The 14,484-nt window shown below is 67.7% G+C and carries 13 protein-coding genes; 4 read left to right on the top strand and 9 right to left on the bottom strand.

Annotated elements, in window-relative coordinates; genetic code table 11:
• Positions 1-5: 5 nt before the first annotated feature.
• From ACOCMH_RS30960 to coq7, 5 genes are all read right to left on the bottom strand, one after another.
• Entirely contained in the window at positions 6-1,811 is a 1,806-nt protein-coding gene (locus tag ACOCMH_RS30960) for a peptidoglycan D,D-transpeptidase FtsI family protein (protein WP_427311414.1), read from the bottom strand.
• Positions 1,811-2,122: a cell division protein FtsL gene (gene ftsL, locus ACOCMH_RS30965; protein ID WP_092306196.1), complete on the bottom strand. Its 312-nt coding sequence runs from the start codon at positions 2,120-2,122 to the stop codon at positions 1,811-1,813. Before ftsL ends, ACOCMH_RS30960 begins: the two co-directional genes overlap by 1 nt.
• On the bottom strand, positions 2,119-3,120 hold the full coding sequence (gene rsmH, locus ACOCMH_RS30970) for a 16S rRNA (cytosine(1402)-N(4))-methyltransferase RsmH (protein ID WP_427311416.1): 1,002 nt from the start codon (positions 3,118-3,120) through the stop codon (positions 2,119-2,121). Before rsmH ends, ftsL begins: the two co-directional genes overlap by 4 nt.
• Before the next feature lie 7 nt (positions 3,121-3,127).
• Entirely contained in the window at positions 3,128-3,556 is a 429-nt protein-coding gene (gene mraZ / locus ACOCMH_RS30975) for a division/cell wall cluster transcriptional repressor MraZ (RefSeq protein ID WP_018006227.1), read from the bottom strand.
• A 436-nt stretch (positions 3,557-3,992) separates the two neighbouring features.
• A complete protein-coding gene (coq7, locus tag ACOCMH_RS30980; RefSeq protein ID WP_427311418.1) occupies positions 3,993-4,616 on the bottom strand; it encodes a 2-polyprenyl-3-methyl-6-methoxy-1,4-benzoquinone monooxygenase in 624 nt (207 codons plus the stop codon).
• Between the two features lie 335 nt (positions 4,617-4,951).
• On the opposite strand from coq7, the gene ACOCMH_RS30985 reads away from it, so the two are divergent.
• The 4 genes from ACOCMH_RS30985 (at position 4,952) to ACOCMH_RS31000 (ending at position 8,332) form a co-directional block, all read left to right on the top strand.
• Positions 4,952-6,085: a porin gene (locus tag ACOCMH_RS30985; protein WP_171517645.1), complete on the top strand. Its 1,134-nt coding sequence runs from the start codon at positions 4,952-4,954 to the stop codon at positions 6,083-6,085.
• 169 nt (positions 6,086-6,254) lie between these two features.
• The gene (locus tag ACOCMH_RS30990; protein ID WP_427311420.1) at positions 6,255-7,256 is read left to right on the top strand and encodes a Bug family tripartite tricarboxylate transporter substrate binding protein; all 1,002 of its coding nucleotides are present in this window, start codon (positions 6,255-6,257) and stop codon (positions 7,254-7,256) included.
• Between the two features lie 129 nt (positions 7,257-7,385).
• Positions 7,386-7,889: a MarR family winged helix-turn-helix transcriptional regulator gene (locus ACOCMH_RS30995; RefSeq protein WP_427311422.1), complete on the top strand. Its 504-nt coding sequence runs from the start codon at positions 7,386-7,388 to the stop codon at positions 7,887-7,889.
• Positions 7,886-8,332 (top strand): hypothetical protein, encoded by a 447-nt coding sequence (locus tag ACOCMH_RS31000; protein WP_427311423.1) that lies wholly within the window; start codon positions 7,886-7,888, stop codon positions 8,330-8,332. Before ACOCMH_RS30995 ends, ACOCMH_RS31000 begins: the two co-directional genes overlap by 4 nt.
• Positions 8,333-8,408: 76 nt before the next feature.
• Here ACOCMH_RS31000 and ACOCMH_RS31005 read toward each other — a convergent pair whose 3' ends face one another.
• From ACOCMH_RS31005 to ACOCMH_RS31020, 4 genes are all read right to left on the bottom strand, one after another.
• Entirely contained in the window at positions 8,409-10,091 is a 1,683-nt protein-coding gene (locus ACOCMH_RS31005; protein ID WP_427311425.1) for a long-chain fatty acid--CoA ligase, read from the bottom strand.
• Positions 10,092-10,278: 187 nt separating this feature from the next.
• Positions 10,279-10,941, bottom strand: a complete 663-nt coding sequence (locus ACOCMH_RS31010) for a TetR/AcrR family transcriptional regulator (RefSeq protein WP_427311427.1) — start codon at positions 10,939-10,941, stop codon at positions 10,279-10,281.
• Between the two features lie 65 nt (positions 10,942-11,006).
• Complete coding sequence (locus ACOCMH_RS31015) at positions 11,007-12,140, bottom strand: aminopeptidase (RefSeq protein WP_427311429.1); 1,134 nt, start codon at positions 12,138-12,140, stop codon at positions 11,007-11,009.
• A complete protein-coding gene (locus ACOCMH_RS31020; RefSeq protein ID WP_427311431.1) occupies positions 12,137-14,245 on the bottom strand; it encodes a molybdopterin-containing oxidoreductase family protein in 2,109 nt (702 codons plus the stop codon). Before ACOCMH_RS31020 ends, ACOCMH_RS31015 begins: the two co-directional genes overlap by 4 nt.
• Positions 14,246-14,484: the final 239 nt, after the last annotated feature.

Consider the following 14,484-nt stretch of genomic DNA (forward strand, 5'->3'; position numbering starts at 1 on the left):
CGATCTCATTGGGTCGAGCTCCACGGTTCGCTTTCCTGCACCTTGTCGCTGACCACCAGCTGGCGGATCGGCGAATCGGGCTGGACGTTCAGGGCGCGCAGCGTGCCGCCGGTGATGGCCGCGAACGCCGGGCCGGCCACCAGGCCGCCGTAATGGCTGCCGGCGGTGGGCTCGTCCACGCTGACGGCGACGATGATGCGCGGGTTGGACATCGGCGCCAGGCCGATGAACGAAGCGCGGTACTTGCTGCGGTTATAGCCGCGCCCTTCATGCTTGTAGGCGGTGCCGGTCTTGCCGCCGACGCGGTAGCCCATCACCTGCGCCTCGGGCGCGGTGCCGCCGGGCGCGGTCACGGTTTCCATCATCGCGCGCACGTCGCGCGCCACCTGCGGCGACAGGATGCGCTCGCCGGTGGCGGGGCCGTTGGTGCGGAACATCGTGACCGGGATCAGCTCGCCGTCATGCGCGAAGATGGTGTAGGCGTGCGCCATCTGGAACAGCGACACCGACAGGCCATAGCCATACGACATGGTCGCCTGCTCGATCGGGCGCCAGCTCTTGTACGGGCGCACGCGCCCGGCCACCGCGCCCGGGAAGCCGATCTTGGGCGCCTGCCCCAGGCCGATGCTGGTGTACATGTCCCACATTTCCTGCGGCTTCATCAGCATCGCGATCTTGGTCGTGCCGATGTTGGACGACTTCTGGATCACGCCGCTCACCGTCAGGGCCCCGTAATTGTGGGTATCGCTGATGGTGGCGCCTTCGAAGTTGTACTTGCCGGTGGTGGTGATCACCGTCGACGGCGTCACCCGCTTGAGCTGCAGCGCCAGGCCGACGGTGATCGGCTTCATCATCGAGCCCGGCTCGAAGGTGTCGGTCAGCACGCGGTTGCGCAGCTGTTCGCCCGACAGCCGGGTGCGGTCGTTGGGGTTGTAGGTGGGCCAGTTGGCCAGCGCCAGCACCTCGCCGGTCTGGGCGTCGAGCACCACCGCGCTGGCAGCCTTGGCCTTGTGCTTGTCGACCACGGCCTTGAGTTCGTTATAGGCCAGGTACTGGATCTTGGCGTCGATCGACAGCTGGATGTCCTCGCCGTCGCGTGGGGTCTTGAGCACGCCGACGTCCTCGACCACGCGGCCGAGCCGGTCCTTGATCACCTGGCGCGCGCCGGCGCGGCCGGCCAGGCCGTTCTCGCGCGCCAGCTCGACGCCTTCCTGGCCGCGGTCTTCCACGTTGGTGAAGCCGACGATATGCGCCATCGCCTCCCCTTCCGGGTAGAAGCGCTTGTATTCGCGGGTCTGGTGGATGCCTTCGATCTTCAGCGCGGCGATCTTGTCGGCGACGTCGGGCAGCACCTGGCGCTTCAGGTAGACAAAGCCCTTGTCTTCGGACAGCTTCTTGCCCAGGTCCTTCTCGGACATGCCGAGCAGCCTGGCCAGCTGGCGGATTTTCGCGGCCTCGACCTGGTTGGGCACGTCCTCGGGCACCGCCCAGATCGCCTTGACCGGCAGGCTGGTGGCCAGCACCAGGCCGTTGCGGTCGAGGATCTTGCCGCGCGTGGCCGGCAGTTCCAGCGTGCGCTGGAAGCGCTTCTTGCCCTCGGCCTCGTAGAACTGGTTGCCGGGCCCCTGGATCCAGGCCGCGCGTACCGCCAGCGCGACAAACGCGGCGAACATCAGGAACACCACCAGCTTGGAGCGCCACATCGGCAGGCGCAGGCCCAGCACCGGGCTGGCCGCGAACTGGCCGCTGCGCGGCCGCGAGGCGGTGCCGTTGCGGTCACGGCGGGGCGGGTTGGGGCGGGCCATGCTCATCAGCGCGCCTCCGCTGCGCTGGCCGGCGCGGACGGTGCCGGCGGCAGCACGATGCCGGACAGGTACTGGGTCTTGCCGGGATTGACCGGCGCCATCTTCAGCTGCGCGCGCGCCGCATCGGCAATGCGCGCGCTCTTGCCCAGCGCGCTCTGCTGGTACTGCAGGCGCGACCAGTCGATATCGAGCTGCTTTTCTTCCGCCTGGGCGCGCTCCAGCGCGACGAACAGCGTGCGCGCCTGGTGCTGCGCGCTCACCAGCGACAGCGCGCACAGGATCAGCGCGGCGAGCAGGAAGAAGGTCAGGCGGTTCATGCGCGCGCACCTCCGCCGGCGGGCGCCGCGGACGGGGCCAGCTTTTCGGCCACGCGCATCACCGCCGAGCGCGCGCGCGGATTGGCGGCCACCTCTGCGGCGCCCGGCTTGTAGCGGCCCAGCAGGCGCAGCGTCGGCTGCGGCAGGTCGGCGGCGCGCAGCGGCGCGCGGCGCAGCGCCGGGTCGGCATCCTGCTGGGGACGGGCGTGCGCCGCCATGAACCGCTTGACAATGCGGTCCTCCAGCGAGTGGAAGCTGATCACCACCAGGCGCCCTCCGACCTGCAGCAGTTCATAGGCCGCCTTCAGCCCTCTTTCGAGGTCCTCAAGCTCTTGATTGACGTGAATCCGTAGAGCCTGAAAGGTGCGGGTCGCAGGGTCCTGACCCTTCTCGCGTGTTTTGACGGCTTTCGCCACGAGCGCGGCAAGGTCGGCAGTAGTGGCGATGGGTCCGCCATCGCCGGATTCGCTCCGGCGAGCAACAATCGCCTTTGCAATCTGTACAGCAAACCGTTCTTCCCCATAGTCTCGTATCACCCTGGCAATGTCCTGCTCTTCCGCCTGCGCCAGCCACTGGGCGGCAGTGATGCCGCGCGTGGTGTCCATGCGCATGTCCAGCGGGCCCTCGAAACGAAAGGAAAACCCCCTCGCCGCCTCGTCGATCTGGGGCGAGCTGATCCCCAGGTCGAGCAGCACGCCGGCGACGTGGCCGCGCCCCGACAGGCGCTCGGCCATGGCCGCAAAGCTGGCGTGCTCAATGGAGAAGCGGGCATCCTTGATGGTGCCCGCTTCTGCGATTGCTGCTGGGTCCTTGTCGAACGCAACCAGGGCCCCGTCTGGCCCCAGCCGGGCCAGCACCGCCCGGCTGTGCCCTCCCCTGCCGAAGGTGCCGTCGACATAGACCCCGTCGGGCCGCCAGACCAGAGCGTCGACGGCCTCGTCCAGCAGCACGGTGCGATGGTGCAGGGCGGGGGTTGCCGGGGTTCCGGTAGGACTCATGACCTCTTCAGAAAGAGAAATTCTTCAATGCTTCGGGCATGCCCTGCGCCATCGCCTGCTGTTCCTTGGCGGCGTAGGTTGCGGCATCCCACACTTCGAAATGGCTGCCCATGCCGAGCAGCATGACTTCCTTGTCGAGCATGGCGGCACTGCGCAGCTCCGGTGCGATCAGCACGCGGCCCGCGCCGTCCATTTCCACGTCGGCGGCGTTGCCCAGGAAGATGCGCTTCCACCAGTGCGCATCCATCGGCAGCGCTGCAATGCGCGTGCGGAAGTTTTCCCACTCGGGCCGGGGAAACAGCAGCAGGCAGCCATCCGGGTGCTTGGTCAGCGTCACCCGGCCCTCGGCCTGCTGTTGCAGCGCTTCGCGGTGCCGGGACGGAATGGACATCCGCCCCTTGGCATCCAGCGACAGCGCCGATGCTCCCTGAAACAAGCTCGCTCCCGGTCCACGCCGGCGCCGCGAGTGGTTCGCCGGCCGGCATGCGCGTGAATCCTTCCGTTCCGACTATGGCGAGAATCATCCCATGGCCGGGGCCCAATTTCACACAAAAATACACTTCCTCACACTATTTCCCACTTTAGAGGAAGCGATATGGCCGGTCAAGGCTGCAGGCAGGGCAGCAAACGAGATTTTTTTAATCAGAACAATGACTTAGCGCGCACACTTCACGCACCGGAAAAGTGAATCCTTAATGAAATGAAGATCTTAGGGAGGAAAGCAGAGAAACCACCTGAGAACCACTTGCGGAGGAACTGCCGACCGCGCGGGAAAGACCTGTCCCGGCGCGCGCCCAGAGGATACAACAATTGCCCGCCAGCCCCGATGAATTAGGGCCTGGCGGGAGCCGCCCGGGGTCGAGCGGCGGAACTCAGATGCGGTAGGCGGCGGTGGTCATCACGCGCGAGGCGCCGCGCATCAGCGCCCGCACCGGGGCGGGCAACGGCATGCCGCCGGCCTCGCGCGCGGCGTCGCCGTGGCGGATCTCGTCGTCGCGCATCTGTTCGAGGATGGCGCGCGAGCGGCCGTCGGCCTCGGGCAGGCGGTCCAGGTGTCCGCCCAGGTGGTGCTCGACCTGGCGCTCGGTCTCGGCAACGAAGCCAAGGCTGACGCGATCGCCGGCACGGCCGGCGACCCACCCGATAGCGAAGGCGCCGGCGTACCAAAGGGGATTGAGCAGGCTGGGACGCGAACCCAGCTCGCGCAGGCGCTCGGCGCACCAGGCCAGGTGGTCTTCCTCTTCGCGCGCGGCGGCGTCCATCTGCGCGCGCACGGCGCCGTTGCGCGCGGTCAGCTTCTGCGCCTGGTACAGGGCCTGCGCGCAGACTTCGCCGACATGGTTGATGCGCATCAGGCCGGCCACATGGCGGCGCTCCTCGGCGCTCATCTGTTCAGTGTCCGGCGCCAGCCGGTCAGCCGGGTTAGCGCGCGCCGAACGCGTGGCGCCGGCAATGGCGCGCAGGGCCACGTCGAATTCTTTGATCAGGGTGTCCATGTCGCAGAGGCGGTTGGTCTCGGTGCCCGGCAGCCCCTGCCATGGTGGGCTGCGCGGCCGCGGTGCGGCGCGCCGGGGCGCCATCGGGATTACCCGTATTGTAGCTTGCCTCTAATCGCCGCCAGCCCGCATCCCGCCTTGCCTTGTTACGCCCGGCTACTCAGAAACCCTGAGTTGTTAAAACAAGACAAGGGGTTGGGCCCCAATGGTGAACGAAAAGTTGTTTGTTACAGTACTTCGCAACTTCCAAGGAAGTTTGACGCGCGGGGGATGGAGACCATCAGGAGGTTCTTCCGCGCCGTCACCAATAATTCTTACAGTGGAGATCAACGAGCATGAAGAAATCGCTTCTGGCGCTGGCAGCGCTTGGCGCATTTGCTGGGGCGGCGCAGGCCCAATCGAGCGTGACCCTGTACGGTGTGGTGGATGCCAACATCGAATACGTGAGCAACATGTCCAGCGTCACGCCGTCGGCCGCCAATGGCCTGGCAACCGGCCCGGCGGAAAATGTCTTCCGGCTGACCTCCGGCGGCCTGTCCGGTTCGCGTTGGGGTCTGCGCGGCGTGGAAGACCTGGGCAGCGGCATGAAGGCGCTGTTCGTGCTCGAAAGCGGTTTCGGTCTCGATGATGGACGGTCGCAGCAAGGCGGCCGACTGTTCGGTCGTCAGGCTTACGTCGGCCTGGAAAGCGACCGCGTTGGGCGCTTCACCTTTGGTCGCCAGTACACCACGCTGTTCGACATGATGGCCAACTTCTCGCCGACCGGCTACGCCACCCAGTATGAGCCGGTGGTGGCGCAGCTGGGCCTGAACTTCCGCTCGGACAATACCGCCAAGTACACCGGCAAGTTCGGTCCGGTGACGGCGATCGCCCACTGGTCGTTCGGCAATGGCGTTGCCGGCGGCGGCGAGGTCCCGGGCCAGTTCCGCCGCGACACCGGCTACGGTGCGGGCTTGGCCTGGGCAGCAGGTCCGTTCGGCATTTCGGCGGCCTACGATCAGTACAACCCGACCCTGAACGCCGCCGGTGGCACCGGCGACTTCAAGAAGGCCGCCGTTGCCGCAAGCTACGCCTTCGGCCCGGCCAAGCTGATGGCCGGCTATCGCTGGGGCATGAACAAGGCCGCCAACGACAACAACATCCTGAAAGACAACTACTACTGGGTCGGTGCCAACTACCAGGTCACCCCGGCGCTGGGCCTGACGCTCGCCTACTTCTACGACGACGTCAAGAACCTGAACCTGGCCGCCAACGGCGCCACCAACAATATCAAGAACCCCTGGCAGATCTCGTTCGTCGCGGACTACAACCTGTCCAAGCGCACCGACGTCTACCTGACCACCGCCTACGCGAAGAACGCCGGCGTCAACTTCGACACCTCGGCCATCAGCTTCGCCAACGGCTACTTCCTGGGCACCGGCAAGGACAACATGGTCGGCGTTGCGCTGGGTATCCGCCACAAGTTCTGATCGCCTCCCCAGGCCGATCCTGCAAGGCACCTTCGGGTGCCTTTTTCTTTGGCGGCATCCGCCATGCAGGCCATAGGGCATCACCTCATCGGCGCGGCGGCGGGTGCCCACTAGAATGCATTGACCATCGCACCGTGGGCAATCCAGCGGGCCACACCAGGAGACCAACATGCAACCCACTCGCCGGCGCGTCGTTGCGCTGCTGCTGTCCGCCAGCCTTGGCCTGCTTGCCGGCCAGCCGGCGCTGGCCGCCGACCCGTATCCGGCCAAGCCGATCCGGCTGGTGGTGCCCTTTGCCGCGGGCGGCACCACCGACATCCTGGCGCGCGCCGTGGCCGCCGAACTGGCCAAGCTGCCCGGCTGGAACGTGGTGGTCGACAACAAGCCCGGCGCCGGCGGCAATATCGGCGCCGACATCGTCGCCAAGGCCGCGCCCGACGGCTACACGCTGCTGATGGGCACGGTCGGCACCCATGGCATCAACCAGTCGCTGTATGGCAAGCTGCCGTTCGACCCGATCAAGGACTTCGCGCCGATCACCGAGGTGGCGGCGGTGCCCAACGTGCTGGTGCTCAATCCGGCGTTTGCCCAGCAGAACAAGATCGACAGCGTCAAGGACCTGATCGCCTATGCCCGCGCCAACCCCGGCAAGATCAACATGGCCTCGAGCGGCAACGGCACCTCGATCCACCTGGCCGGCGAGCTGTTCAAGACGCAGACCCGGACCTTCATGGTGCACTTTCCGTACAAGGGCAGCGGTCCCGCGCTGACCGACCTGGCGGGGGGCACCGTACAGGTGATGTTCGATAACCTGCCGTCGTCGATGGCGCTGATCAAGAGCGGCAAGCTCAAGGCGCTGGCAGTGACCAGCGCCAAGCCGTCGCCGGCGCTGCCGGGCGTGCCAACCATCGCCCAGGCCGCGGGCCTGCCCCAATACGAGGCCAGCTCCTGGTTCGGCATGCTGGCGCCGGCCGGCACCCCGCCCGACATCATCCATCGCATCCAGCAGGAAGTGGCCAAGGCGCTGGGCGCCCCGGCGGTGCGTGAACGGCTGCAGGCACAGGGGGCCGAGCCGGTCGGCAACACGCCGGAACAGTTCGCCGCGTTCATCCGCGCCGAAACCACCAAATGGGCCAGGGTGGTCAAGGATTCCGGCGCCAAGGTGGATTGACGCCGCTTTGATCGCCGGCAGGGCCGCGGCGCCCATCGCGCATATACTTGAGGCATCAAATGTCGGCCGCCCGCAGCGCGGGTGGCCCCTGGCGGCTCTTGCCGCACACCGCGCACCGCTGCACTGAAGATGCCCAACCTGTCCCCCGCCGCCGGCGCCGAGAGCGCTCCCGTCGACCTGGAAACGCGAGCCGATCACACCGAGCACGAGACCCTGCGCCTGTGGCTGCGGCTGCTGACCTGCACCAACCTGATCGAGGCCGATATCCGCTCGCGGCTGCGCCAGGATTTTGCCTGTACGCTGCCCCGCTTCGACCTGATGGCGCAGCTCGACCGCCATCCGGAAGGGCTCAAGATGGGCGAGCTGTCGCGCCGCATGATGGTGACCGGCGGCAACGTCACCGGCATCACCGACCAGCTGCAGCAGGAAGGCCTGGTCTCGCGCGAGGCCCTGCCCACCGATCGGCGCGCCTATCTGATCCGCCTGACGCCGGCCGGGCGCGCCGCGTTCTCGCGCATGGCGCGCGCGCATGAGGACTGGATCGGGCAACTGTTCTCGGGCCTGGCCGAGACTGACCGGCGCGCCCTGTTCCGACTGCTTGGCCGGCTCAAATCCGGCCTGATCTCGCCATGAAACCGCTTGCCATCCTTACGCTGAGCGGCGGGCTGCTGCTGGCCGCCTGCAGCAGCCCGCCGCAGCCTCCGCAGGTTACCCCGGTGAATGCCACCATCAAGCTCGGCCGCGTCACCGAAAAGGTGTTCCTGACCCGCCTCGACGTGGCCCAGGTGCCGCCTTACTACGGCGGTGGCACCAGCGTCGGCGTGGGTGCCGCGAGCGGCGGCCATGGCGGCGGCGGCGTAGGCGTGGGCTTTGCCTTCGACCTTAGCCGGCTGTTCAGCAAGCCGGCGCCGGTGCAGCAGGTAGACCTGTTCCAGTACAAGGTGCGCACCCAGGACGGCGCGATGGTGTCGGCCAACGCGCCGGCGGTGCCGGGCCTGGAACCAGGTGCCTGCGTGCGGGTGATCTACCCCGACGACGGCCAGGAAACGCGGCTGGCGCCATCGAACGAGTGCTGAGCCTGGACGGCCCGGCCCGAATGCACAACGGCCTCCCGCGGAGGCCGTTGTCGTTTCCCGTGGCAGGACCGGGCGTTCAGGCTGCCTGGCGGCTGTCGCGCAGTTCGCGGCGCAGGATCTTGCCGACGTTAGTCTTCGGCAGTTCGGTGCGGAACTCGACATACTTGGGCCGCTTGTAGCCGGTCAGGCGCTCCTTGCAGAATTCGATCACGTCGGCCTCGGTCAGCGCCGGATCCTTCTTCACCACGAACAGCTTGACCACCTCGCCCGAGTGCGTGTCCGGCACGCCGACGGCCGCCACTTCCAGCACGCCCGGGCACTCCGCAACCACGCCTTCGACTTCGTTCGGATACACGTTGAAGCCCGACACCAGGATCATGTCCTTCTTGCGGTCGACGATCTTGGTATAGCCGCGCTCGTCCATCACGCCGATATCGCCGGTCTTGAAGAAGCCGTCCGGGGTCATGACCTTGGCGGTCTCGTCCGGGCGGTTCCAGTAGCCCGCCATCACCTGCGGGCCGCGGATGCAGATTTCGCCCGGCTGGCCCAGCGGCACGTCATTGCCGTCATCGTCGCGGATCACCACTTCGGTCGAGGGCAGCGGCATGCCGATGGTGCCCGAGAACGCATTGGTATCGGTCGGGTTGCAGGTGGCCGAGGGCGAGGTCTCGGACAGGCCATAGCCCTCGATGATGGGGCAGCCGGTCTTGGCCAGCCATTGCTTGGCCACCGCCTCCTGCACCGCCATGCCGCCGCCGTTGGCCACGCGCAGGCCGGAGAAGTCCACCTTGCCGATCTCCGGGTTGTTGAGCAGCGCGTTGTACAGCGTATTGACCGCCGGGAACATGTTGAACTTGTACTTCTGCAGTTCCTTGATGAAGCCCGGGATATCGCGCGGATTGGGGATCAGCACGCTGGTGCCGCCGCTGCGCATGCCCAGCAGGCAGCAGACCGTCAGCGCGAAGATGTGGTACAGGGGCAGCGCGGTGATGGTGATCGGCTGGTCGATATGGGCGCCCTTGTTCAGCGCCGGCTGCATCCATGCCTCGGACTGCAGCACGTTGGCCACCACGTTACGGTGCAGCAGCACCGCGCCCTTGGACACGCCGGTGGTGCCGCCCGTGTACTGCAGGAAGGCGATGTCGTCGGGCCCGGTGGTGGCCGGCTGCAGCGTCAGCTTGCGGCCTTCGGCCAGCACGCTGTTGAAGCGCACGCAGGTGGGCAGTTCCCACGCCGGCACCATCTTCTTGACGTTGCGCACGACAAAATTGACGATCGCGCCCTTCAGCCCGCCCAGCATGTCGCCCATGCTGGCGACCACCACGTGCTTGACCGGGGTCTTAGCCAGCACCTGCTGCAGCGTGGAGGCAAAGTTCTCCAGGATCACGATGGCTTCGGCGCCGCTGTCCTTGAGCTGGTGCTCGAGCTCGCGCGGGGTGTAGAGCGGATTGACGTTGACCACCACGAAACCCGCGCGCAGCACCGCCGCCAGCACCACCGGGTATTGCAGCACGTTCGGCATCATGATGGCCACGCGGGCGCCGGGACGCAGCCCGCGCGACTGCAGCCATGCCGCGAAATGGGTCGAGAGCCGGTCCAGTTCGCCGTAGGTGATGGCCTTGTCCATGCAGATGAAGGCCTTGCGGTCGGCATAGCTATGGAAAGACGCCTCGAGCAGCGCGGCAAGCGAGCGGAACTGGCTGGCATCGATCTCGGCAGGGACGCCGGCCGGGTAGTGTTTCAGCCAGATTCTTTCCATAGCACCGTCTCCTGAATTTTTGAATGGTCGTTCGATTTTGCCGAAATGCTAAACGTGCGCCCCGGTTAAAACAACAACTTAGACGAAGTCCTCAGGGTCGTTCGCCATTCCTTGCGCCCCTGGCGAGCATTATGCGCCACCGATCAGACCCAAGCAGCGGGATAACCACTAGGTGCCCGCTCCACGCTTACCCGCCGCTGGGCAGCACCAGCTTCATCATGCTGGCCGCGAGTTCCTGCGCCAGGGTCTCAGGGTCGGCGCGCCCGGGTTCGTGCCAGGTGTACAGGAACCCGACCACGCTGCCGATCGCATGCGCGGTCACGCGTGCGTCGCCGAAGGCGAACACGCCATCGCGCTGGCCTTCTTCCAGCAGGGCATAGAGGTCGCGGTAAAAGTCCCGCGCCATGCTGTCGAGCCAGGCCACCGTGTCCGGGCGCAAGTACTGCCGATCGCGGAAGCTCAGCGTGGCCGGCACATGGCAAGCCATGCAGCGCCGGGCCATCTCGAGCAGGCAGGTTTGCAGGCGGGTCTTGACGGGCTGCGCCGGGTCCGCGGTTTCGCGGATCACGGGCAGGCAGGTCTGTGCCGACTCCCGGCACAGGATGTCGAAGATCTCGTACTTGTCGGTAAAGTAGTAGTAGACCGCCGGCTTGGTCACGCCCAGCGCGCGGCACAAGTCGTTCATGGTCATGCCGGGGTAGCCCTTGCTATAGAAGAGCTGCGCGGCGGTATCGAGGATCTGCCGGCGGCGCGCCTCCTGGCGCTCGGCGATATGCGGGCGGGCCGGCTGGGGCTCCGTCGGCGCGCTCGACGGCGGGGCCAGCGGTTCGGATCTGGAAGCAGTCGACATGACGGCATTCTCGCATGGGCGCAGCGGCGTGGCACCGGGGCTGCCCGCTGCAAGCCAGCCTGGGCCTAGTTGGCCGCTGCCTTGCCGCCCGCGGTCAGCGTGTCGGTGCGGGTGGCCGGCGGCGCCAGCCGGCGCAATGCCGCCTCGCGCTCGGCGGCAGGCAGCGCGCCGAGGCGGCGCGCCTCGGCGTAAAAGCGCTGCCAGTCGCCGTCGCAGCGCGCCAGCAGCGCGGTGAAGGCCGGCACCCATTGCTGGTACGTCGCCACCGCGGCCAGGTGGGCGTTGCTGAGCGGCTGGTCGAACCAGCGGTCATAGCCGCTGTAGCCGCCCCACTCGGTACGCAGCCGCGCATAGCTGGCACGCAGGTCGACAAAGATCTTCGCCTTGCCCTCGCGCTTGGCCGCGTCGTCGAGCGGCGTCTGGTACAGCGCCACCAGCCGGTCGCGCGTGCCCAGCAGCAGCGCACGGAACTGCTGGCGCCGGGCATCGTACTGGCGATAGCTGGTACGCGCATCCTCTGATGCGTCCCGGTCCAGCCAGCGCTCCACGCCGGCCGCTTCCACCGCGGTGGCAAAGGACTCGTTGAAGGCCGTGTCGTTGCGCACGTACACGACCTGGTGCGCCAGTTCATGGAAGATCAGCCGCGCCAGCTCGCCCTCGGGCAGGTAGACGAAGGTATTGAGCAGCGGGTCATCGAAATAGCCCAGTGTCGAATAGGCGGGGACGCCTGCCACATAGGTCTCGAGCCCGTCGCGGCGCAAGCCTTGCGCATACTGCTCGGCGTCGGACTGGGCGTAGTAGCCGCGGTAGCTGATGCAGCCGACGATGGGAAAGCACCACTTGCGCAGCTCCATCGACAGCTCGGGCGTGGCGAACACGCTCCACACCACATAGGGCCGGTGCAGGTTGGCGTAGCGGCGGTAGCTGCCGTTGTCGGGCAGCTTCAGCTCGCGCGAGGCAAAGTCGCGCATGCGGCCCGCCAGCGCCAGCCGCTGCGCCAGGCGCGCATCGTTGGCGTCGCGTGCGCTGGCGATCGCGTCGGTCAGCGGCTGGGCCTGGGACATGACGCCCAGATGCCCGCCGATCGACTGCGCGTAATAGCCCACCGCCTCGCATCCTGCCGTCAGCAGGAGCACGCCCGACAGCGCCGCCGCCGGCAGCAGCGCGGCCCAGCCGCGGCGGACTCGCTGCGCCTTCATGCCGTCTCGACTGCCCCTTGCGCGCAGGCTTCGACCTGCACCAGGCAGTCGTAGAACACCGGCGCGCGGCCCAGGTCGGTCAGGCGCTGGCTGGTCAGCTCGTTGGCGTTCTTGCCGTCGGGCGCAAGCTTCTTCCACCAGATCGACAGCCCCACCACCAGCCCGCGCCGGGCGCGGTCGGTGACGCGGGCGCGCGCCACCATGCTGCCGCGGTCATTGAAGGCGCGCACCAGCGCGCCGGGCACGATGCCGCGCTCGGCGGCGTCGGCCGGGTGGATATCCAGGTGCGGCTCGCCCTCGGTGGCGCGCAGGCAGTCGACGTTGACGAACGAGCTGTTGAGGAAATTGCGCGCCGGCGGCGAGATCATCGCCAGCGGATAGCGCGCCGCCAGTTCAGGCGCGGTCTGCGGCGCTTCGTATTGCGGCACGTAGTCGGGGAGCGGATCGAAGCCGTCGCGCGCCATCGGCTCAGAATAGAACTGGCACTTGCCCGATGCGGTCGGGAAGCCGCCTTCGGCGAACGGTGCCGCCGGCAGCGCCAGCTTCTGCCACCCTTGCACTTTCAGCGACGCCCAGCTGATGCCGGCCGCGCGCGCGTCGTCCGGAATGATGGCCTGCGCGGCGATGGCTTCGTCGCTGTCGGCAAAGCAGGCGTCGGTAAAGCCCATGCGCTGCGCCAGGCGGCGGAAGATCTCGGTATTGGGCAAGGCCTCGCCCAGCGGCGCGATGGCGGCGTTGTTGGCCAGGAAATAGGTATGGCCATAGGCCTTGTGCACGTCGGTGTGCTCGAGCTGCGTGGTCGCGGGCAGGATGATGTCGGCATAGTCGGCCGTGTCGGTGCGGAAATGCTCCAGCACCACCGTGAACAGGTCCTCCCGCGCGAAGCCCGCGGCGACCTTGCCGGATTCCGGCGCCACCGCCACCGGGTTGCTGTTGTAGACCACCACCGCCTCGATGCGCGGCGCGCCAGGGGCAGGTTCGGCCAGCAAGGCATCGCCGATGGTGCTCATGTTGACGACACGCGGCAGCTGCTGCGGCCACCCCGGCAGCAGGTCCGGGCGCTGCAGCGCGGCCTCGTTGACCGGGAAGAAACCCGAGGTCGACAACTGCAGGCCGCCCGCCGGATGGCGCCAGGCGCCGACCAGCGACGGCAGGCACGCCACCGCGCGCACCGCCTGGCCGCCGCCGTGCACGCGCTGCATGCCGTAGTTCAGCCGGATCGCCACCGGCTGGCGCTCGCGCACCGCCAGCTGGCCGTAGAGCCCCGCCAGCCATTCGATGTCCTCGACCGGGATGCCGCAGATCGCGGCCGCGCGCGCGGGCGGGTAGGCCTGGGCGCGCTCGCGCAGCGCCTCGAAGCCGACGGTATGGCGCTCGATGTAGTCGTGGTCGAGCAGGCCGTCGCGGATCAGCACGTGGATCAGCGCCAGCGCCAGCGCGCCGTCGGTGCCGGGCATCAGCGCGAGATGGCGGTGGCACTTTTCGGCGCTCAGCGACCGGTACGGGTCGATCGCCACCAGCGTGGCGCCGCGCCGCTTGGCCTCCTGTGCGCGGGTCCAGAAGTGCAGGTTGGAGGCAATCGGGTTGCCGCCCCAGATGATCACGAGCTTGGCATCGACCACGTGCTCCATGTCCATCCCCACGCTGGCGCCGTAGGTGTAGCGCAGCGCGGTGGCGCCGGCGCTAGCGCAGATGGTGCGGTCCAGCCGCGACGCGCCCAGCTTGTTGAAGAAGCGCGCGGCCATGCTCTCGCCCTGCACCAGCCCCATGGTGCCGGCATAGCTGTACGGCACGATCGCCTGCGGATCGCGCGCCGCGATGGCCTGCAGGCGCGTGGCGATGGTGTCGAGCGCTTCGTCCCAGGAGATCGGCGCGAACTTGCCCTCGCCCTTCTTGCCGACCCGCTTCATCGGCGTGAGCAGGCGGTCCGGGTGATAGGTGCGCTCGGTATAGCGCGATACCTTGGTGCACAGCACGCCCTGCGTGCCGGGATGGTCGGGGTCGCCCGCCACCTTGACGGCGCGGCCGTCCTCGACGGTGACGAGCAGGGCACAAGTGTCGGGACAGTCATGCGGACAGGCGGCGCGGACGATGCGGGAAGCCATGGGGTCTCCGGGCGGGGGATGTGTTGTTTTTCGTTCGGTCGTACGGAACTGGAGAGGCCGGCGCGGGCGGCGGGTAGCGGCGCCCGCGCCGCGCCGGCTGGCGGCGCATGCCCCGGCGTCCGGGGCGATGGCGGGGGTATCTCGACCCGATTGTATTCGATTATGATGTGCCGGCGCGCTCGCGGCACAGACCGGGACGCGCACCATGCCGCACGCATCCGAGCAGCGCCGGCGACAGA

Origin of the sequence: Cupriavidus sp. H39 (assembly GCF_050271075.1) — a bacterium.
GTDB lineage: Bacteria > Pseudomonadota > Gammaproteobacteria > Burkholderiales > Burkholderiaceae > Cupriavidus > Cupriavidus necator_B.

Coding starts and splice junctions, on each gene's coding strand:
- ACOCMH_RS30960 (WP_427311414.1), bottom strand. CDS start 1,811: ATGAGCATGGCCCGCCCCAACCCGCCCCGCCGTGACCGCAACGGCACC.
- ftsL (WP_092306196.1), bottom strand. CDS start 2,122: ATGAACCGCCTGACCTTCTTCCTGCTCGCCGCGCTGATCCTGTGCGCG.
- rsmH (WP_427311416.1), bottom strand. CDS start 3,120: ATGAGTCCTACCGGAACCCCGGCAACCCCCGCCCTGCACCATCGCACC.
- coq7 (WP_427311418.1), bottom strand. CDS start 4,616: ATGGACACCCTGATCAAAGAATTCGACGTGGCCCTGCGCGCCATTGCC.
- ACOCMH_RS30985 (WP_171517645.1), top strand. CDS start 4,952: ATGAAGAAATCGCTTCTGGCGCTGGCAGCGCTTGGCGCATTTGCTGGG.
- ACOCMH_RS30990 (WP_427311420.1), top strand. CDS start 6,255: ATGCAACCCACTCGCCGGCGCGTCGTTGCGCTGCTGCTGTCCGCCAGC.
- ACOCMH_RS30995 (WP_427311422.1), top strand. CDS start 7,386: ATGCCCAACCTGTCCCCCGCCGCCGGCGCCGAGAGCGCTCCCGTCGAC.
- ACOCMH_RS31000 (WP_427311423.1), top strand. CDS start 7,886: ATGAAACCGCTTGCCATCCTTACGCTGAGCGGCGGGCTGCTGCTGGCC.
- ACOCMH_RS31005 (WP_427311425.1), bottom strand. CDS start 10,091: ATGGAAAGAATCTGGCTGAAACACTACCCGGCCGGCGTCCCTGCCGAG.
- ACOCMH_RS31010 (WP_427311427.1), bottom strand. CDS start 10,941: ATGTCGACTGCTTCCAGATCCGAACCGCTGGCCCCGCCGTCGAGCGCG.
- ACOCMH_RS31015 (WP_427311429.1), bottom strand. CDS start 12,140: ATGAAGGCGCAGCGAGTCCGCCGCGGCTGGGCCGCGCTGCTGCCGGCG.
- ACOCMH_RS31020 (WP_427311431.1), bottom strand. CDS start 14,245: ATGGCTTCCCGCATCGTCCGCGCCGCCTGTCCGCATGACTGTCCCGAC.